The 20,124-nt window shown below is 55.4% G+C and carries 17 protein-coding genes; 10 read left to right on the plus strand and 7 right to left on the minus strand.

What is annotated here, in order from left to right; all coding sequences use genetic code 11:
* Window positions 1–26 precede the first annotated feature (26 nt).
* From G7064_RS00855 to G7064_RS00865, 3 genes are all read left to right on the plus strand, one after another.
* Complete coding sequence (locus tag G7064_RS00855) at window positions 27–584, plus strand: histidine phosphatase family protein (protein WP_166072069.1); 558 nt, start codon at window positions 27–29, stop codon at window positions 582–584.
* A 177-nt stretch (window positions 585–761) separates the two neighbouring features.
* Window positions 762–2,159, plus strand: coding sequence for a M20/M25/M40 family metallo-hydrolase (locus tag G7064_RS00860; RefSeq protein ID WP_166072070.1), 1,398 nt, complete (start codon window positions 762–764; stop codon window positions 2,157–2,159).
* 295 nt (window positions 2,160–2,454) lie between these two features.
* Window positions 2,455–2,937, plus strand: a complete 483-nt coding sequence (locus G7064_RS00865; RefSeq protein ID WP_166072071.1) for a 2'-5' RNA ligase family protein — start codon at window positions 2,455–2,457, stop codon at window positions 2,935–2,937.
* A gap of 246 nt (window positions 2,938–3,183) precedes the next feature.
* On the opposite strand, the gene G7064_RS00870 is transcribed toward G7064_RS00865, so the two are convergent.
* A complete protein-coding gene (locus G7064_RS00870) occupies window positions 3,184–3,990 on the minus strand; it encodes an OmpA family protein (protein ID WP_133273041.1) in 807 nt (268 codons plus the stop codon).
* Between the two features lie 255 nt (window positions 3,991–4,245).
* On the opposite strand from G7064_RS00870, the gene G7064_RS00875 reads away from it, so the two are divergent.
* The 3 genes from G7064_RS00875 (at window position 4,246) to G7064_RS00885 (ending at window position 7,504) form a co-directional block, all read left to right on the plus strand.
* Window positions 4,246–6,021, plus strand: coding sequence for a S8 family serine peptidase (locus G7064_RS00875; RefSeq protein WP_166072072.1), 1,776 nt, complete (start codon window positions 4,246–4,248; stop codon window positions 6,019–6,021).
* Window positions 6,018–6,749, plus strand: a complete 732-nt coding sequence (locus G7064_RS00880; RefSeq protein WP_166072073.1) for a hypothetical protein — start codon at window positions 6,018–6,020, stop codon at window positions 6,747–6,749. The genes G7064_RS00875 and G7064_RS00880 overlap by 4 nt, the downstream gene beginning before the upstream one ends.
* Window positions 6,750–6,904: 155 nt before the next feature.
* Window positions 6,905–7,504, plus strand: a complete 600-nt coding sequence (locus tag G7064_RS00885; RefSeq protein WP_133273038.1) for a hypothetical protein — start codon at window positions 6,905–6,907, stop codon at window positions 7,502–7,504.
* A gap of 112 nt (window positions 7,505–7,616) precedes the next feature.
* Here G7064_RS00885 and G7064_RS00890 read toward each other — a convergent pair whose 3' ends face one another.
* Window positions 7,617–8,750 (minus strand): M23 family metallopeptidase, encoded by a 1,134-nt coding sequence (locus G7064_RS00890; RefSeq protein ID WP_240935634.1) that lies wholly within the window; start codon window positions 8,748–8,750, stop codon window positions 7,617–7,619.
* A gap of 482 nt (window positions 8,751–9,232) precedes the next feature.
* Between G7064_RS00890 and G7064_RS00895 the strand changes: the two genes are divergently transcribed.
* Both G7064_RS00895 and G7064_RS00900 read left to right on the plus strand, forming a co-directional pair.
* Entirely contained in the window at window positions 9,233–10,090 is an 858-nt protein-coding gene (locus tag G7064_RS00895) for a hydroxymethylglutaryl-CoA lyase (protein WP_166072074.1), read from the plus strand.
* Between the two features lie 134 nt (window positions 10,091–10,224).
* Complete coding sequence (locus tag G7064_RS00900; protein WP_166072075.1) at window positions 10,225–10,959, plus strand: (Fe-S)-binding protein; 735 nt, start codon at window positions 10,225–10,227, stop codon at window positions 10,957–10,959.
* Between the two features lie 81 nt (window positions 10,960–11,040).
* Here G7064_RS00900 and dapA read toward each other — a convergent pair whose 3' ends face one another.
* Window positions 11,041–11,931: a 4-hydroxy-tetrahydrodipicolinate synthase gene (dapA, locus tag G7064_RS00905; protein WP_166072076.1), complete on the minus strand. Its 891-nt coding sequence runs from the start codon at window positions 11,929–11,931 to the stop codon at window positions 11,041–11,043.
* A gap of 125 nt (window positions 11,932–12,056) precedes the next feature.
* Between dapA and G7064_RS00910 the strand changes: the two genes are divergently transcribed.
* On the plus strand, window positions 12,057–12,965 hold the full coding sequence (locus tag G7064_RS00910; protein WP_133273034.1) for a polysaccharide deacetylase family protein: 909 nt from the start codon (window positions 12,057–12,059) through the stop codon (window positions 12,963–12,965).
* 117 nt (window positions 12,966–13,082) lie between these two features.
* Here G7064_RS00910 and G7064_RS00915 read toward each other — a convergent pair whose 3' ends face one another.
* The gene (locus tag G7064_RS00915) at window positions 13,083–15,467 is read right to left on the minus strand and encodes a glycosyltransferase family 2 protein (RefSeq protein ID WP_240935635.1); all 2,385 of its coding nucleotides are present in this window, start codon (window positions 15,465–15,467) and stop codon (window positions 13,083–13,085) included.
* Window positions 15,468–15,970: 503 nt separating this feature from the next.
* Between G7064_RS00915 and G7064_RS00920 the strand changes: the two genes are divergently transcribed.
* The gene (locus tag G7064_RS00920; RefSeq protein ID WP_166072078.1) at window positions 15,971–17,161 is read left to right on the plus strand and encodes a glycoside hydrolase family 2 TIM barrel-domain containing protein; all 1,191 of its coding nucleotides are present in this window, start codon (window positions 15,971–15,973) and stop codon (window positions 17,159–17,161) included.
* 78 nt (window positions 17,162–17,239) lie between these two features.
* Here the strand turns inward: G7064_RS00920 and G7064_RS00925 are convergent, their stop codons facing one another.
* The 3 genes from G7064_RS00925 to ligA all read right to left on the minus strand — a co-directional run bounded on the left by G7064_RS00925 (window position 17,240) and on the right by ligA (window position 19,988).
* A complete protein-coding gene (locus tag G7064_RS00925) occupies window positions 17,240–17,512 on the minus strand; it encodes a rhodanese-like domain-containing protein (protein ID WP_166072079.1) in 273 nt (90 codons plus the stop codon).
* Window positions 17,509–17,649, minus strand: coding sequence for a hypothetical protein (locus tag G7064_RS00930; RefSeq protein ID WP_166072080.1), 141 nt, complete (start codon window positions 17,647–17,649; stop codon window positions 17,509–17,511). The genes G7064_RS00925 and G7064_RS00930 overlap by 4 nt, the downstream gene beginning before the upstream one ends.
* A 173-nt stretch (window positions 17,650–17,822) precedes the next feature.
* A complete protein-coding gene (gene ligA / locus G7064_RS00935; protein WP_166072081.1) occupies window positions 17,823–19,988 on the minus strand; it encodes an NAD-dependent DNA ligase LigA in 2,166 nt (721 codons plus the stop codon).
* Between the last annotated feature and the right edge of the window lie 136 nt (window positions 19,989–20,124).

Consider the following 20,124-nt stretch of genomic DNA (forward strand, 5'->3'; position numbering starts at 1 on the left):
ATTGCTTCACACTTTCCCTACTCTCTATGCGCTTTCTACCCCTGATTCCCTCTGTTATTCTGCTGTTGAGTGCGGCCGTCGGCTGTTCATCGGAACGGCCGGCTTCATCAAATTCTACTGCGGAAAAGCTCCCCAGCGCCGCTGTTACCACTATTTACGTGGTGCGCCACGCCGAAAAAGAAACCGACCCCTCGATGACGGACCCGCCGCTTACGCCCGCCGGCGAGCAGCGTGCCCTCACCCTGCGCGATACCCTGGGCAGCCGCAACGTGGAGGCCGTGTACGTCACCAACACTGCGCGTAGCCGGGCTACGGCGGCTCCTTTGGCTACTGCTCTGCAACGCACGCCCCAAGTTTACGACAAGCCCGCTGACCTCGCTGCGCGCATTATTCAGGAAAATAAAGGCAAAACTGTGCTGGTGGTAGGCCACTCCAATACCATTTTGCCCATCGTTTCGGCGCTGGGGGCTACCTCTGAAATAACGGCTGTGGAGGATGCGGAATATGACTACCTATTCGAGGTAAAAGTGCCCCCCACGGGTACCGCCACGGTAATAACCCATCGGTATGGGGCTGAGCATTAACTAATACTCATGAAGTAAGCCATCCAAACCTGAAGTTTTAAAACTCACTTAGCAACAACGCCCCGTCATTTGATGACGGGGCGTTGTTGCTAGCGCCAAAGGTTGTCGTTGCAACCCGTTTAGCGTTTCCTTGTACTTTAGCCACTCAGACTGCTTTTACCTTTCATGTTAGCCTTTATGCCTTCTTTCGTTTCCCGCTACCCGCTGCTGGCGGGTGTTGCTTCCTTATTGCTAATCACACCCGCGCTGGCCCAAAAAGCCCCCCAGACTGATTCGTTGAACATTCGTCGCTTGTATGATGAAGCGCTATTGCGGGGAGAGAGCTACGAGAACCTGCGCCACCTCACCGGCCAGATTGGCGGGCGCTTGGCCGGCTCGCCCCAGGCCCAACAGGCAGTCGACTGGACGAAAGTGACGATGGAAAAGCTGGGCCTCGACCGCGTGTATTTGCAGGAAGTAATGGTGCCGCATTGGGTACGGGGGGCCAAGGAGAAAGGTCAGATCAGGGCCGCCAAGGGCAAGGGTGTAGATGTGCCGGTATGCGCTTTGGGCGGTTCGGTGGGTACGGGGGGCAAATTGCGCGCTCAGGTAATTGAGGTGCAGAGCCTGGATGAGCTGGCGGCTTTGCCCGAGGAAAAAGTGAAGGGCAAATTCGTGTTCTTCAACCGCCCCATGAACCCCACCTACGTGGAAACCGGCAAGGCCTACGGCGAAGCTGGCGACCAGCGCCGCGCCGGAGCCTCTGCCGCCGCCAAGCGCGGGGCCGTGGGTGCCTTGGTGCGTTCCCTGAGCCTTGCCCACGACGACTTTCCGCACACCGGCACCATGCGCTACGAGGATAACGTGGCCAAAGTGCCTGCTGCTGCCCTCAGCACCAATGGCGCCGACCGCCTTAGTCAGCTTCTCAAAGCTGACAAAAACCTGACCTTCGAGCTGGAAATGGCCTGTCAGACCTTGCCCGACGTTAAATCATACAATGTAATAGGTGAAATAAAAGGCTCGAAATACCCCGACGAGATTATCACCGTGGGCGGCCACCTCGACTCCTGGGATCTGGGGCAGGGCGCCCACGACGATGGCACGGGCTGCGTGCAAAGCATGGAAGTGCTGCGGCTTTTGAAAGCCACCGGCCTGAGGCCAGAGCGCACTATCCGGGCCGTGATGTTTATGAACGAGGAAAACGGCAACCGGGGCGGCATCAAGTATGCTGAGTTGGCTAAAGCCGCCAACGAGAAGCACTTAGCCGCTATGGAATCGGATGGGGGCGGGTTTACGCCCCGTGGCTTTGCCTTGGAAACGACGAATCCGGCAACCGTGACTCGGATTCAGCAGTGGAGCTCATTATTTGCCCCCTACGGCAGCGGCGACTTTGTGGTCGGACACGGAGGTACCGATATTGGCCCCCTGAAAGACCAGGCAAAAGTGCTTATCGGCTACGACTGCGACTCCCAGCGTTACTTCGACATCCACCACACCGCCGCCGATACGTTTGATAAAGTAAACCGTCGTGAGTTGGAGCTGGGTGGGGCCAGCATGGCCGCGCTGGTGTATTTGCTGAGCAAATACGGTTTGTAAAGACGCGTATTCGCGTCTTAGTCGTCGCAGGCGTTGAGTCGGCGGTTTCCGCCCATTCGTCATCCTGAGGCACGAAGGACCTTCTATCAGAAGAACGATTTGTTCCACTGGCAGAAGGTACTTCGTGCTTCAGGATGGCAACTGAATGATGGTAAACGACTACCATCCTACAATCAGAAGCGAATCCATCTCCCAACTTCAATCGGTAGTATGGCCCTATACGTAGGGGGAATATGGAACCGCTTTACCTAGTCGCCATTTTGCCCCCGAGCCAATTTCTTCCGAGGTATGGGCGATGAAGCAGGAGGTGCACACGCTGACGGGCAGTCGCAATGCGGTGCGTTTGCCGGCGCACATTACGCTCATTCCGCCGTGGCGGCAAGCGGCTGGAGCGGAGGAAACATTGCGCACCGAGCTACGGGATTTTGCCGCCTTGGAGGAGGGCTTTAGCGTTGGCTTACAGGGTTTCGATTGGTTTGGTAATCGCACCTTGTTTGTGCGCGTGACGGAGGCTGCCGACCTGCAGAGTTTCCACGCAGATCTTATGGGTTGGTGCGCATCGCGGCTGGAAAATATCCCCCTCGAAACGCGGCCTTTTACCCCGCACATGACCCTGGCCACCCGCGATTTGCCCCCCAGCCAAGTGCCCGCAATGCGCCAGCTTTTTCAAGCGCGTTCCTACTCCGCAACCTTTCTCGCCACTAGCTTACAGCTCTTTCGGCATGATGGCCAGCATTGGCTCCCAATAGAAGATTTCCCTTTGAAACAGCAGGGTTAAATAGCGAATTAAAAGTATTTCACAATGAATGGTTTATAGCTGCTAAAAGACGCTGATGATTAATTATTAACCTCTTTTGAGCTTGCTCATTCAAGATCAAAAAAGCCCCCAGCAAAGCGGTCGCCTCACTCGGAGCGGCCGCTTTGCTGGGGGCTTTTTTGAGCAATTATTAACGGTGCAACGATGGATGAAATTAACTGCTTTTCGCCGATTGCAACTAAACTAAATCCGAAGCAGACGGCCGTTTTAATTGGCTTCCAGAATTTGAAAAAGCTCGTCGAGCTTGGGCGTCAGGATAATCTCCGTGCGACGATTCTGGGCCTTCTCGGCGGGGGTGGCATTGGCTGTGATGGGCAGATATTGGGCCCGTCCTGAGGGCGTGACCTGCGCAGGAGTGAGGCCGGCTGTAGTCAGGATGCGAGTGATTTCGGTGGCCCGCAACACGCTCAGATCCCAGTTGTCTTTCATGCCGGCGGTGCCACGGGCGATGGGCACATTATCGGTGTGGCCTTCCACTAGCACGTTCACATCCTGATTGCCTTTGAGAGCAGCGGCGAGCTTTTTCAGTGCCTCCTGTCCTTTCGGATCCACAACAGTTGAACCTGATTTAAACAACAGCTGCTCAGATAGCGATACATATACTTTGCCGTTCTTTACGTTTACTGTCAGGTCGTTGGCATTAAAGCCCAGCAGGGCGTCGCCCACCTTCTGGCGCAGGGCCTTCACGGCAGCTTCCTTCTGATCGAGCACGCGCTGTAGCTCAGCAATACGCTGCTCACGATCCTGCAACTGCTCCTTGGTGGTACCCAAGTTCTGGTTCAACTGATTGACTTCCTGATTTTTACTTAGCAGGTTGGAGCGCAAATCTTCCTCAGTTTTGGCTTTCTCTTGCTCCAAAGCTGTTTTTTGGGCTTGCAGCTGGTCGCGGGAGCTGAGTAATTCTGAGTTTTGCTGCTGTAGCGCCGCTATTTCTTTCTTGTTGCAGCCGCCGAGCAGCAGAGTGCCAGCGCTCCAAAGTGTCACCAGCGCGGTCCGAGAAAGGGTAGAGTTCATAAAAAATGGGATTAGGAGAGAACAAAGACCAGCATAAGCTCCGCCGCATCATACACGCGACCCTTAAGCTTGCGGGGTTGAAGGTAGCGGGAAATCCTTTTCGCGCTACTTTCAGCACAAAGCCTTGTATCGGTTTCGTTTGGGCAAGGAAAAAAGCCCCCCAGACAGCACGCACCTTGCGCCGCAGTTGTACCTTCGCGGTTGCTTTAGCTACCCATATTACGGCCGCATCACGTGCGTATTCATTGTTTCTTCATGCGGGCTTTTTTTCTGCTGTTTGGCCTGGGGCTGACTGGGATAAGCCAACCTTCTCACGCCGCCACCCCGCCTACGGCCCGCTATTGGGTGGTGCTGCGCGATAAAGGCGGCGTCTGCTTCAATCCAGCCACGTATTTTGCCCCCCAGGCGCTGGCGCGCCGCCAGCGCCAGCAACTGCCCCTCGTCGACAGCACCGATTTCCCTGTGCGCCCCGATTACCTGCGACAAGTGCAGGCTACCGTCGATTCGGTCGTGTTTGTAAGTCGCTGGTTTAATGCTGTTTCCTGCCGTGCTACGCCCGCTCAGGTGGCCGCGTTGCGCCATCTGCCAGGCGTGCGAAGCGTAGAAAGCCGCCCCACTGCTACTATGCTGCCCGCTGCACAACCCGGAGCGCCAGAGCGTGGAACCCCGGAAATTTCCGCCGCCGATCATCAGCTGGCATTCAGTCAAACCGCCAGTTTGGGGGCGGCCGACTTTCGCCGGGCCAAGCTCGACGGCCGGGGACTGCGCATCGCTATCTTCGATGTGGGCTTTTCCGGCGCCGATCAGCACGCGGCATTTCAGCATTTGCGCGCTGGTGAGCGTATTCTGGCGACCTACGATTTTCTCAAAAAACAGCCTTATGTATACGCGGGCGGTAGCCACGGTACGGAGGTGCTCTCGTGCATAGCAGGCAAGTTGCCCGATGGCACGGCGCTCGGATTAGCTCCCGAAGCCGAGTTTTTGCTGGCCCGCACCGAGCAGCTGCACCGCGAGCAGTTTGCTGAGGAAGAGGCGTGGCTGGCGGCCGCTGAGTGGGCTGACCGGCAGGGAGTTGATGTTATTAATTCTTCGTTGGGCTACACCAGCCGCCGCTATTTTCCCGAACAGATGAATGGCCGTAATAGCCTCGTGGCCCGCGCGGCGGCCATGGCCGTACGCAAGGGTATTCTGGTTGTAAATGCGGCCGGCAACGATGGCCTCGACCCGGAGTGGCGCACCATTGGTACGCCCGCCGACGGCGACTCCGTGCTGGCTGTGGGTGGTCTCGACCCAGATAGCTTCCTGCATATCGGCTTCAGCAGCTACGGCCCCACGGCTGACCGACGCCTGAAACCCAATGTAACTGCCTACGGAACGGTGTTGGCGGCCGCGCCGGGCGGCTACGTGCGCACCCAAGGTACGTCGTTTGCCAGTCCGCTGCTGGCGGGCTTTGCGGCTTGCGCGTGGCAGCAAAACCGCGACTTGACGGCGATGCAGCTCTTTGAAAAGCTTCAGGCCTCGGCCAACTTATATCCTTACTTCGACTATGCCCACGGGTATGGCATGCCCCGCGCTTCCTGGTTTACGGCAGATAGCCCAAAAAAGCCCCCCACGGCCGCTACCTTCGATTTTGTAGTACAACCCGATAGTATGCTGGCAGTAATTATTCGGCCAGGGGTTGGGGAGGTGGCCGCCCGGGCATTGCCGCTCTATTCCGATTCGGTGGATGTGAAGGCGCCTGTTAGCAGTACTAAGCTTGCCGACGTACCCGCCGTGGGCCGCGAAGAACTGGCGCCGCCCGTAGCTGAAAGTGCCGAAAAAAGCCCCCCAGCCGATGCCATACCTACTTTGCCCGCCCCACCCAGCTACTTGTACTGGCACATAGCTGACCGCCGGGGCGTGTTGCGCACCTACGAAGTGCTGGACGTGAAACAGCGCGCCGTGTTGCAAATATCGCTGCGCAACCTGCAAGCCGGCGACACAGTGCAGGTGCATTATCGGGGGTTCACTTCTACTTACTCTGCCCAATGAAGCTTCTGCGTTTGCTAACAATCGGGGCCTTTGCAACGACTTGGCTCCTGGGTATTCCTGCGGCTCAGGCTCAAAATGTGCTGTTGCGCGGCAATGTGGCCGCCGATACGCTCCGCTCCAACACCGGCCCCAATCGGGCTTTCTTTAGCCATTTCTACCTGGGCTACGCGGCGGTGGTAGGCAAGGCAGACAACGCGGGGGCAGAGCTGCGCTACGGTCGGTCGGGGGAGATGTTTGTGGGAATGCGACAGAAATATCGGTTGTCGCAGGCAGCGGCTGTCGGCCTTGATGTGCGCTACGCCCGCCTAGTGTATCATTTGGCCCAAAATGATCAGAAAATTCTGCCTACTCCTGATCAGCATCAACGCGAAACCATCGCCCTGCCTCAGGCCCAGGCCGAAGTATATGGCCGCCTGAACATGGGGCGCCGTGGCAATGTGGTAGGCCGCTACCTCGACCTCACGGGCTGGGGTGGCTGGATTATCAGCACTGCGCATCACTACGTCGACAAACCCGGACCCAATGGCGCCGGGCGGGTAGAAGTAACGGAGCGTAAGCTGAACTATCTAAACCGCTGGTCGTACGGGGTGGGGGCGCGCCTGGGCTCGGGTCGCTACGCTTTGGTGGCGCGTTACCGGCTCGCCGACACCTTCAAAGAACTAGCTGATGCCCCTCGTTATCCCGAATTTCCACGGCTAGTGGTAGGCGTAGAACTGGGGGTGTTTTAACTAAATATTCAGATTCTAAGATAAATCCAGCTTTTTTTATGTTGTAAAATTTATTGAAACCCTCCTTTGGTACAAATTTAGCTGTAAACTTGGTCGCTATGTACCTCAATTCCGTAGTGCCGTCGAACTAACTCTGCATACTTGTTTAGCCTATAATGAAAAAACTTTTCCTCTCTGCCGCTGTGGCTACTTTACTGTTTCAAGCATCGTGTATAACGACTGAGCGCGAAACAGCTACTGCTAAAGGCGATGGTAAAATATTTACCCCAACGCCTCCTAATCAGCGCGCCCGCCTCACCGAGCGCAGCATCCTGAACACAGTCCGGACCAGCCATAACTTCACCAGCAACAAGCAGAAGGATACCTTCGTGCTTCTGCTGCAAGGGCCTAAAATTCTGAACGCGCAGGCTCGCTTTATTATCATTGATGCCACCGGCGATACCATCCGCAATGAGGTAATGCCCGCCACAGCGCTGCTCAGCGACCGGGATCTGGAAAACCCTAGCGCGGCCACGGTGCGCGATAAAGAAATAGCTATTTTGAAGGCTATGAATACCTTTTTTAGCAGCGACCGGTTCACGCAGCCTGCTATTCCGCGCAATGCTGACCAGCCTGAGGGCGTAGAGCCACAGGTATGGACCGCTATTCAGGGCGATACAAAGGCAGTGGGCTTCGATTATATCGGGGCTGGTGGCCGTGAGCGTCGTATTGCCTACGCCAAAGAATTGCAGCGTGCAGTGGTGGTAGCTCAGTAAGCTTTCCGTTAGAAATCAAAAAGCCCCCCCGGAGGTATTCCGGGGGGCTTTTTGATTTTCGAAAGGATGGTTTTAACAGGATCAGGAGATACAGCAGCAAGCGTCCTACTAATTACCCCGCTTTGGCGGCCCAGCCTACCACGCCCGCTGCGCTGCGCACCAACTGAAACTCACCCACTTCGCCTAAAACGGCAACGCTGGTGCGGGCGGGCAAAGTGTCGAAGGGAGCAACCCCGGCTTGGGGTAGCTTTATCAAATCGGTGGCGGCGGCCAACAGCTCCCGACGCAGCGGCTCCGCAGCGGCTGACACGACTGAACGGGCGGCGATGTAACCAATTTGCCCCCCAGGGTGCTCCACGCGGTAATAATCGGCTTGGCTGCCTACTACTAGCAGTGGGGTATCACGCACCAAGTTTGCTACGGTAATAGCGCCCTTCGCGACGGGGCTGAGGCGCAGGTCCGCGCGCTTTTCCCGCACGCGTACCCATTGACCGAGGCGCTCAGCACTGGTAGAAGGGGCCGCCGGCAGTGCATCGGCGCGGCGCACGAAAGGGAAGGGGTCAACGGCTCCGCGGCCTCCACGGTAAATACCGAAATGCAGATGGGGCGGCGTGGTGCGGGCATTGCCCGTATTGCCCACGAGGCCTAAGGTATCACCTATCTGCACCGTCTGGCCGGCCTGCACGAGCTGCTGATCGAGGTGGGCGTAGTAGATATGTTGACCACGCTCGGTGTCGGCGAGCCAGACTACTTTGCCGCCTCTAGGCGTTTCGTCTATCCGAGTGATCAGGCCCGGCGCAGCTGCTACTACGGGCGTGCCGCGCTTGGCAAAAATATCGATGCCTTCGTGGCGACGGGCGCCAGCGTCACGGTCTACGCCCCAGAAGCTACCTACAGCCACATCGTTTTTGCCCTGTACTGGGAAAGCCAGCGAAGGCTCGCGCTGAATACGTAGCGTATAGCGTCCGGTGCGCAGTAATTCAGGCTGCACACGCAATAGGTGTTGGCGGTCGTCCTCAGCCACGTAGCTAAACGTGGCCGCGGCTGTATCAGCAGAGGTGATGAGGCGGGGAGGGGCGTTGTCGGGGCTAAGTTCGAAGGCATCGAGAAAAACTCGCACATCGGCGCCGGTATCCAGCGTCAAGCTGATGCGCACGGTTTCGCCCTCGCGCACGGCGTAGCGGTAAGCGGCCGCCCGGGCTTGGTCGGCCCGAAAAAAGCCCGTTTCCTGAAAGGGCAACGTCACCACCAACGAGTCGCGCAGGGCGCGGTCGGCGGCGGCGAGCCAGTCGCGGCCCAGGGCCGTTTGGTCGAGGCCGCTTTGGCGCAGACGGCGCGCGTAGGTTTCGTGGGGGTAGTTTTCTGAAAGATTGCCTGAAGCGTCTGTTGCTTGCTACAGGCAGAAAGCAACAGTAAAAAGCATAACAGATAAAACGGCGTGCGCACGGAGCGTATAGGCATCGGACTAGGTTAGAATTACGAGTTATATAAATAACCCCATTGCTCGCCGAGTGGTTCGGTAGCAGGCTCAGCACACGAAATCAAGAAGTGACTGCATGCTCAGGTTGGAGATGCGGGGTTATTCCGTTCAGATTAGCAACTAATTGGCTTCGACCAGCCTTATCAGCTAAAGCGTAGGCGTGTATTTTCGCGTCAATCCCACCGATTTCCTCCTACTTTTGTTTCCCGCCCACCTTAGGTCACCCACCTAGTTCTGCTCTTTCCTTTATGAAGCTTATAGAATGCCCGCGTGATGCCATGCAGGGCTTGCCCGAGTTTATTTCCACCTCCGCCAAAATCGCCTATCTCAATACTCTGCTTCGCGTTGGTTTCGACACCTTGGATTTTGGAAGTTTTGTATCGCCGAAAGCAATTCCCCAACTCCGGGATACGGAAGAAGTGCTGGCCGGCCTCGATTTGAGCAACACCCGCACGAAGCTCCTGGCCATTGTGGCTAACCTACGCGGTGCCGAAACAGCGGCTGCCTATTCTCAGATTAGCTATATCGGCTTCCCGTTGTCAGTGTCCGAAACCTTTCAGCGGCGCAACACCAACAAAACCATCGCGGAAGCTATGACGGAACTGGCCGAGATGCACAATGTGTGCGAAAAGGCTGGCAAGACGCTCGTAACCTACCTTTCGATGGGTTTTGGTAATCCGTACGGCGACCCTTGGAGCCCGGAAGTAGTAGCCGATTTTACTGAGAAGCTGGCCGATATGGGCGTGCGTATCGTGGCCCTTTCCGATACAGTTGGCGCGTCTACGCCCGCGACCATCACGCCCTTATTTGGTGAGCTGATTCCGGCCTTTCCCCAGATCGAGTTTGGCGCGCACCTGCACACGGCGCCGGTATATTGGCGCGAGAAAGTTGATGCGGCTTACCGGGCTGGCTGCCGCCGCTTCGATGGGGCTATTGGTGGCGTGGGCGGCTGCCCAATGGCAACCGATAAGCTTACCGGCAACATGCCCACCGAAAAACTGGTAGCCTACTTTGATGAGACTGGCGTAGATTTGGACCTTGATCGGGACGCCTTCCGGATTGCTCAGGTAGCGGCCGGGGAAGTCTTCGGTTTTGGTAAAAAGTAATTCGAACGGAGGTTTTTGAGGTCTGAATTTGCTTCGGCTGGCGGTTTTATTTTATAAAAAGCCCCCACGCCCTGCCCGCTCACTGAGCCAAGCGCCACTTGGCTTCCTCCTCGATTTGCGCTTCATCCTTCGCTATGCCCATCGTCGATTTATTCATTCCCTGCTTCGTAGACCAGCTTTTCCCCCAAACCGCCATGAACATGGTGAAGGTGTTGGAGGCCGTGGGCTGTGAGGTACACTACAACACCAACCAAACCTGCTGCGGGCAACCGGCCTATAATGCTGGCTACAAATCCGAAAGCTGCGAGGTGGCCACCAAGTTTCTGGACGATTTTCCGGCTGGGGGGCAAAATCGGTATATCGTGAGCCCGTCGGCGTCGTGCGTGGGCATGGTGCGCAATGCCTATGCGGAACTGTTTGAAGGTTCCGCTGATCAGGCCCGCTATCACGGCGTGCAGCGGCGCATTTTTGAAATGACCGAGTTTCTAGTGGATGTGCTGGGCATTACTGCCATTCCGGGCGCCCAGCTTTCTGGCCAATACACCTACCATGATTCGTGCTCTGCCCTGCGCGAATGCGGCATCAAAGCCGCTCCGCGTATGCTGCTCGATGCCGTAAAGGGCTTGGAGCGCTTGGAAATGGATGAGAGCGAAACCTGCTGTGGCTTCGGCGGCACGTTTGCCGTGAAGTTTGAGGCTATTTCGGTAGCTATGGCTGAGCAGAAAGTTGAAAACGCTCTAGCCACCGGTGCGCGTTATATCGTGAGCACCGATACAAGCTGCCTGATGCACCTAGATGCCTACATTCGGCGAGAGAAAAAGCCAATCCAAACGTTGCACGTAGCCGATGTGCTGGCGAGCGGCTGGTAAATAATCTTACGCTTGATTTTAAGCAAAAAGCCCCCCAGATACTACCTGGGGGGCTTTTTGTTTTCTGTACTTATGGATTCATTAAATCGATCTGCGTACTCGTTCCGTCAGGCTTTCTGAAGCAGGAACGAGCGGCAGGCGTACGGCATCGGAGCAAAGGCCCAGCGCCGCGAGTGCCGCTTTGATGCCTACTGGGTTGCTTTCCTCATACATCAAAGGATTCAGCTCTAAAAAGCCAAACAACAACTCACTGGCTTCGGCATAATTGCCTTCCAGCGCGGCTCGCGTCATACGACTCATGCGGTCGGGAAAGGCGTTGCCTAGCACGCTAATAACTCCCTCAGCGCCGAAGGAAATCATGGGGACGGTCAACATATCGTCGCCGCTGATGAGCAGGAAGCCGGCGGGCCGGCCGGCGGCAATGGCCATGCACTGCTCCAGGTTGCCGCTAGCTTCTTTGATGCCGATAATATTGGAGTGCTGAGCGAGGCGCAAGGTCGTAGCGGCCGTCATATTGGAGCTGGTGCGGCCGGGCACGTTGTAGAGAATAATTGGCAGGGGAGAGGCATCAGCTAGGCGCTCATAATGGGCTACGATACCGGCCTGGGAAGGCTTATTATAAGCGGGGCTGGCTGAGAGAATCGCCATCACGCCGGTCAGGTCGGTAATGCGGAGCAGGTTTTCAACGCCCGCCGTATCGTTGCCGCCAATGCCATACACGAGCGGCACCCGACCAGCCACTTGCTCGCGCACAATGCGCAGAATATCAGCGCGCTCAGGTGCCGTTACGGTCGGCGACTCGGCTGTTGTGCCGTTGATTACCAGGTACTCAACGCCGCCATCAACCATAAAATCAACCAGGCGGCGCAGGGCCTCAACATCCACGGCATGGTCGGGGGCGGAGGTAAAAGGAGTAATTAAAGCGACCCCGGTGCCACGCAGGGCAGAAAGGTGAGAATCTTGTTGGTCCATGCGGGAATAAGCCGTTGTTTTGTAATTGGAATGGTTGCGTGAAGGTAAGTGACTACCGTCAAATGCTTTATTCAGACTTTTCTTTCGTTTAAAAATATCGACTTCCTTTTTCGCTTACTCCCCGAATGAAGCTTACCCGTACCCCGCTTTTTGTGGCCGGCATATTGGCCACCACGCTTACCTTATCCGGCTGCGAAACCAAATCGGCTGCCGCCTCGGAGTCGAAGGAACTGGCTACAGTTGAGAATATTGAGACCGTACCAGCCGCTGCTGCCCCAGCCAACCCGAACGCCCCGGCTCCCGATCCCAAGACCATTCCGGCTGCTAAAATCGCCGCTGCCGCCGAGATTCTAGCGCGCCCGCAAGTGCCCATTCTCTGCTACCATCAGGTTCGGGATTGGAAGCCAAAGGACTCCAAGGGTGCCAAGGATTATATCGTACCGGTGGCGCAGTTTCGCGACCAGATGAAGATGCTGGCCGACAGCGGCTACCACACCATTCTGCCTGATCAACTGTACGCGTACCTGACGACTGGCGCTCCGCTGCCGTCCAAGCCCGTCATGCTCACCTTCGACGATACCGACCTGGACCAGTTCACGGTGGCCAAGCCCGAGTTGGACAAGCACGGCTTCAAGGGGGTTTTCTTTATTATGACCGTCTCGTTGGGCCGCCCTCGCTACATGAGCAAGGCGCAGGTAAAGGAGCTTTCCGACCAAGGCCACGTTATCGGCTCGCACACTTGGGATCATCACAACGTGAAGAAGTATCAGGGTGAGGACTGGGTAACGCAGATTGAGAAGCCTACCAAGACGCTCGAGGAAATCACGGGCAAGAAAATCAATTACTTCGCCTATCCCTTTGGCTTGTGGAACCCCGAGGCCATTCCTGAGCTCAAAAAACGTGGTTTTGTGAGCGCCTTCGTGCTGGCCGAGAAGCGTGACCAACAGGATCCGTTGTTTACCATTCGTCGTATCATCGCTAGCGGCTATTGGTCGCCCCGGACGCTGCATAACAGCATGAAAAACAGCTTCTAGCAGCCTTAACAGCAATACCTAAAAAAGCCCCCAGATGCATCTGGGGGGCTTTTTTAGGTATTGCTGTTGCTTGAACGGCATCTACTAGGGCTATTCAGGAGCGTTACAGATGATTTGTCATCTGTTGATTGGAAGTGATGCGCTAAGCTTTAGTGAATTGGGACGGCCGTGAGAGGAAGTCGAACCAAAAAGAAGAGCTTTGATTTCAGGGTATGTACTGGTTAGATGCCGGGATTGGGCCTGTACCGATTGGCCAGATTGTAAAGGAGCCAGCAGCAGGATAGGCATACTGTTTAACTCAGCTCGCTCAGCAAGCTGTAGGCGTAGAGAACGATACTTCTGCAACGATTTGGCTGTTGCGTCCGACCCCGTAGTCATACAGTCGGCGGCAACCCAATCGAGGTACGTGGCGCCAGGGAAATACGCAGCAATTGAATCGGCGGCAGGAGGAGTCCAGACCCAAACCGCGCTGGTATCGCCTGAGGCTCTAAAGTGCGTAACCAACCGTTGCCAGGTACGACGATATGCTGCGGGATTACGGGCTCTGATAAGAGGGCGAAGCATTACGGGGTGGTTATGGTCCCGAATAGCGGTTACGGCTTTTTTCCAGGCCTCGTCATCAAAGGAGCCATTTTCTACTTCCCAACTTAGAAGAGGTATACTTCCCTGCATAGCGGTTTTCTTAAGCACCTCAGTCGATATCTGCGGACCTAGTGCCGAGGTTAAGCGAATTTCCTGAATGGGAGAAGCTATGTCGGCACCCGTATGAGAGGGCAAGGAGGTAGACGCTGGCCACATGGTAGCTGAGGAAGTAGCGGCGTAGCCCATGCGCACTTCACCTACACCCGAGCGTGTCCAGATGAGATCAGGAGAAGGAGAGGTGCGATCCAGCCACAAGCCTACTGCCAGGCTGATAAAAGAGTGGGCAGTGAACACAAAGAAGGCAATGTAGACGGCAGCGGTGCGTAAGCGTGGAAAAAGCTCATTCTCCCGCCCCGTAAGCATTTGTTCGCTTTTAGCTACAATCCAACGAACGGGGCTAAATGAGTTTGCAAAGCGCATTATTCCCTTCAGAAGATTATGCTGAGCCATTAGCACTGAAACTCCCAGAATAGCCGCATTACCCATGGCCAGCGCCATCATGAGCAGCGCATAGGGCGTTTGCATGAGATAATGCCCATAACGGGCGGCGGCTACGCATATAATAGCCATCAACAGGTTAGGAAGGCTGAGCAGCCACTCATTGCCGGCATGGCCATCTTTGGGCGTAGGAATGTAAGGAACGCGGACCCTAAGCAGTGTATAGAGAAGGCCCAGGCAATAAATCCACCAGGTGCCTATCCGCAAAAAGCCCCCCGTCAGATGCAATCCGGCCTCGTGCGGTTCCCGAAGCCAGCGTTGTGCATTGTAGCGAATCAGCATGGATATAGCCACGATGGGCGTCATGTGCAGCACGAACTGTGGGAGCGACAAATGCCAGGGAAATTCAGCCAGAGACAGCGCCAGGATAGGAACCAGTAGATCGATGAGGGCAACAATGCCAGAAAAGAAGTACAGGGGCAGCGTGAAATAGTGAAGGCGCTGCCGCCAGGTAAAGCGCGAAAAGAGCGTTGGATAAACCCGAAAAAGCAGTTCGAAGCTTCCCCGAGCCCATTTCAATTGCTGCGCATAGTAGGCTGCTAATGAAGCTGGAACTAGTCCGCGGCTCACAATCACCGGTGCATATATCGACTTCCAGCCCTGGGCGTGCAGTCGCATAGCCGTGTGCATATCTTCCGTCAGCCCGGCCGCGTGTCCGCCAATGCTGTCCAGGGCGGCCCGTCTGAATGTGCAGTTGGCCCCAATAGCCTGCGCCGTGTTGTAGGCGTTCATGCCCATCATCAGGGGGCCATAGAAGTGATAGGTCTGCTCTGCCGCGCCGCGGGCAATCAGACTTTCCTGCTGGTTGCCGTAGGCCTGCACTACCTGCACATAGCCGACTGTTGGGTCAGCAAAGTAATCGACCACCTTATCCAGAAAGTCAGGTGTCGGCTCGTGGTCGGGATCTAATACCACGCACAGTTCGCCCGTAGCCTGGCGGAGCGCATTATTGATATTGCCGGCTTTGGCGTTGATTTTTTTGGTTCGAGTGACGTGAATGACGCCTAACTCCTGACAGATCTGGCGTAGATACGGGTCGTCGCCCTCGTCGCAGAGGTAGCTGGTGTGAGGGTAGCGGATGGCCTGCATCGCCCGCAGCGTACGCTCAATCATATCGAGCGGCTCGCCGGGGCAAGCCGTAGTGAGCACATCAACGGTGTACTGGTGGTTGGTGTGCGCTGGCTTAAGCGGCTTGCTGACTTGCACATAGTGATACCACTCGTGCAGCATGCGCAGCAGCTTGAAGCCTAAAGATATGGTCAGAAGCCAGAATAAGAGTGGGTAACCGATATGGTCTGAGTCGGCAAACCACCACAGGAAATGGCCCGTCAGGATTACCCCTATTAAAACTAAAAGGCGCATTTGCCGCACTCCTCTTTCAAAGTTGTATTTAACTTTGTGATCCTCAGGAATAGGGACGAGCTTTGACATTAAGGGCGTTACAGATGTAGGTGTGATGCGGGTGGTGTTTAGGAGCATGAATAATCAACTCTAATCAATTCTGCTAGTGCTAAAATCCCTTGTAAAGCTTAGCAGTAGCGGGATAAATACAATTGCTATGGTTTATTTTTGTACAAAGATAATTGCTTCATAGCGCCTTTTACTTTCAAGTAATATCTTTTGTTATATACAAAGTGAGATTAGAAACAAAATTCATGAGGATATCCATTACCCAGCGTTTTTATACTTTTTTATGGCTGAGTTGCATCAGTGTCATCTTCTTAAGTTGTCACTCAGAGGGTAATAAGGCAGATGCATTGACTGAAGTACCGGCCGGAGTCTTGCCGGTACAGATAAAAAAAACGGCAGCAGGGTACCAGCTATTACGAGGCGGTAAACCCTACTTTATCAAAGGAGTAGCCGGCTTGCAACAATTGGACCGGGTGAAGGAACTGGGGGGCAATTCTGTTCGCCTCTACACAACTAATTATGCGGATGCTATCATGGACAAGGCTCATGCACAAGGCCTGACGGTAATGCTGGGGTTGTGGATGAAGCCTGAATATGAGGACTTCGATTATTATGATCGCAGAGCGGTGGCGTTGCAGAACGAGGAGATTCGCCGACAAGTTCTCCGGTTTCGCAACCATCCGGCGCTGTTAATGTGGAATGTGGGAAATGAGTTAGATAACCACACAAATAACCCACGCGCATTCCAGATTCTAAACGACGTGGTGAAGATGATCCATGAGTTGGATCCTTATCATCCCGTTACTACTACGATGACCAGTAGCCTGCATATGGTGACAGCAGTGGAGCGCTTTTGCCCCGATTTAGATGTGCTGACGGTTAACGTGTTTAGCCAGATGGGACGAATCCGGTCCCACTTGGTAGGGAATGGTTGGACAGGGCCTTACATCCTCGGTGAGTATGGAGCGCGGGGCTGGTGGGTAGGCGAAGCGCCCAAAACCAAATGGCGAGCGCCGCTAGATCAGAGCAGCAATACGAAGGCGGAGTATATCCGAACACGCTATGAAAAGACGATGGTAGGCGACAAGGACTACTGTCTGGGCGGTTACATTTTGTACTGGGGGCAGCGGTTCGAGCAAACGTCCATGTGGTTTAGCTTATTCACACAGAGCGGCGACAAAACTGCTGTAGTGGACATGATTCACTATTTGTGGACGGGCAAATCGATGCCGAATAAGGCTCCGAGCCTAAGGTCTATGCGGTTGGCCGGCAAGTCGCCTTTACGCAACACTTTTCTGCGCGCGGGTAATACTTACGAGGCTACCGTAGTTGCTTCCGATCCTGAAGGCGACTCGCTTGATATAAAGTGGGAAGTGGTGCCCGATGTCAACGAGAACTTTATTCTTCCCCAGCACCGCACAGCGCGCGAATCGTTGCCAGCGGCTATTTTACAGGCGAAAGGAGCCCGCGCGCTGGTCAAAGCGCCGACTAAAAAAGGCCCTTATCGATTGCTGGTAACGGCGAATGATGGACACGGCAGCGTAGCAACTCACAGCTACCCATTTTATGTAGGAGAGTTTACCGCGGCCGATCTAGAGGCTATTACACAGGGCACTTTCAAGAAAAAAGCCCCTGGAATACACTAGGGGCTTTTATTATAAAAAGACAACCGGCAGCCTAGAAGTCAACTGTGTCTCATCCCGGGCGCTTACATCAGGCCTTTATTATTCGGTTTTCAAGCCACCGGCCTGCAAAGCTTTGAACGCGCCTGCATCTACCACCTTAGGGAAGCCTTTTTCCTTCATAAGCTTGCTAGCCTGCCCGCTCCGATTGCCAGAAGCGCAGTACACCATATACGTTTTGGTGGTATCGAGCTGAGCTAGCTGATGAGCAAAATCAGGAGCCCGAAAGTCGACGTTTTTTGCCCCCCGAACATGGCCCGTTGCGTATTCGGCAGGCGTGCGAACGTCCAGTACTACTACATTTGGCTGCTTCATAAGTCTAGCCGCCGTAGCGGCATCCACTGCCCCCGATACGGTCGTTGAAACTTGCTGGGGGCTTTTTGAGCAAATGCAAGAGGCATTGTGAAGGTTAGAACGCTCAGCAGGCCAAATACCCGAGGGAGAATTTTCATAACGTAAAATCAAAAAGGAAGAAGAGTGGCCCGCGGCACACTCCAGCTCGACCGGGCCGCCTTGTATAACTGTGGGCTAGGGTGGGAAGGTCCTGGCCCCGGGTGGAAGGCCAATGCGACCCACAGTAAATACAAGGCGGCCCGGGAGCCGGCTGGGTGCGTGAGCGCAAGCGCTAAAACAACGAACCCTGTTGACCTGCTCCGCCGCCCGTCGCCGGTGAAGGCGCAGCAGGGGCGGGATAAGTCGGCGGCTCCACCGGCTCGTTGGCCGGCGGGGTTAGAGGCAAAGATACAAAAATGTCTGGCTCCGCAATCGTTTCCGGAGTCGGTAACATGGCTATTAAATCGTTTTCACTGATAATAGGCACTTTTAATTCAAGTGCCTTTTCCCGCTTGGCCGGACCCATTTTGTCGCCGGCCACCAGATAGCTGAGCTTTTTGCTAATTGAACCCGTCACTTTTCCACCATGCTGCTCAATCAGTTGTTGCAACTCCTCACGGCTATGGTCTTCAAACACTCCAGATAGCACGAAGGTCAGGCCAGCGAGTCGGTCACTAACAGCCTTTGGCGCTTCACCTGTCAGCGCCATCTGAACTCCGGCGACTTTCAGGCGAACTACGATTTGCTGGTTAAAATCATCCTGGAACCATGCCGCTGCCGACTCCGCAATTACACCGCCTACTTCGGGCACCGCGGCCAGCTCTGTGGAGGAGGCTGCGGCCAGCGCATCAATGGTGCGGTAATGGGCGGCCAGCTTGTCGGCCACAGTCTCACCTACGTAGCGGATACCCAACCCAAACAGTACCCGATCAAAAGGAACCTGCTTGCTGGCTTCAATGCCGGCCAGTAGATTTTGAATGGACTTTTCACCCATGCGCTCCAGCTTTACCAATTCCTCGCGACGCTGGGGTAAGTCGTAAATATCGGCGGGCGTCGTTACGAGGCCCAGATCGAAGAATCGCCCTACAGTCTCGGCCCCCAAACCATCGATGTTTAGGGCTTTGCGCGATACGTAGTGCTCCAGGCGAGCCTTCAGTTGAGGCGGGCAGCCGCGTTCATTTGGGCAGCGAAAATGAGCTTCGCCGGCCGGCCTGATAAGTGGGGTGCTGCAAGCCGGACAAGTAGCCGGAAAGCTGATTGGCTGGCTATCGGTGGGGCGGGCAGTTAAATCTATGCCGGTTATTTTAGGAATGATTTCGCCGCCTTTTTCCACGAAGACCATGTCACCGAGGCGTAGGTCGAGGGCGGCAATCTGGTTGGCATTGTGCACGGAGGCGCGTTTGACCACAGTGCCAGCCAATGGAACCGGATCCAAAAGGGCTACGGGCGTAACGGCGCCGGTCCGGCCTACATTATATTGCACCTCACGCAGCCGGGTGCGGGCAGCCTCCGCGGGGTATTTGTAGGCAATTGCCCAGCGCGGGCTTTTAGCTGTGTAGCCCAGCACTTCCTGCTGCCGGAAATTATCGACCTTTATTACAATGCCGTCGGTAGCAACGGGAAGGGTAAAGCGCTTTTTCTCCCACTCATGAATGAAGTCAAGCACTTCATGGATTGAATGGCACCGCCGCCAGCTATCCGATACGGGCAAACCCCAGCTTTGCAAAGCTTCAAGCGAAGCGCTGTGAGTCGGAAAAGCCCCCCGGCTGGAACTGAGAAATCCGTAGGCAAAAAACCGCAGGCGTCGGGCCGCTACCAGGGCCGAGTCTTGCAGTTTAAGGGCGCCGCTGCACGCGTTGCGCGGATTGGCCAGCAATGCTTCCCCGTTTTGTTCGCGCTCTTTATTCAACTCCTCGAATACCGGCAGCGGCATAAATACTTCCCCACGAGCTTCAAATTCGGCTGGCTGGTTATCGGCAGGGCGCAGGTGAAGCGGCAAGTTTTTAATGGTGCGCACATTGTTGGTGACAACGTCGCCGCGGGTGCCGTCGCCGCGGGTCACGCCCTGCGTAAGCTGGCCATCGGTATACGTCAGGCTCATGGCTACGCCGTCGAACTTCAACTCGCAGACGTAGGTAAAATCGTCGCCGCCGAGGCCACGGCGCACTCGCTCATCGAACTCGCGTAGGTCGGCTTCCGAGTAAGTGTTGCCCAGCGAAAGCATGGGGTAGCGGTGCAGAGCGGTAGGAAATTGCTTGGTAATGGTGCCGCCCACGCGCTGAGTAGGGGAGTTAGGTAGCGCAAACTCTGGGTGCTGCTGCTCCAAACGCTGCAACTCGGCCAGCATCTGGTCGAATTCCTGATCCGGAACTTCAGATATATCTTTTTGGTAATACTGGTAATTGAGGTGGTGGAGGCGCTCAGTGAGATCCTTTATTTGGTCTTGTATTGCAGTCATGGAAGGTAGTGCGTTGGCTTTGCAAGCTACGAATTTGAGCAAATGCCGTTTCCTCTTAAACTGCTCCTGAGTTCTTGTGGATGACCCAACGGCATGAAAAAAAGGCGTTAAGGTCAGGCATGCCTGACCTTAACGC

This window comes from Hymenobacter sp. HDW8, from assembly GCF_011305775.1.
Taxonomy (GTDB): domain Bacteria; phylum Bacteroidota; class Bacteroidia; order Cytophagales; family Hymenobacteraceae; genus Hymenobacter; species Hymenobacter radiodurans.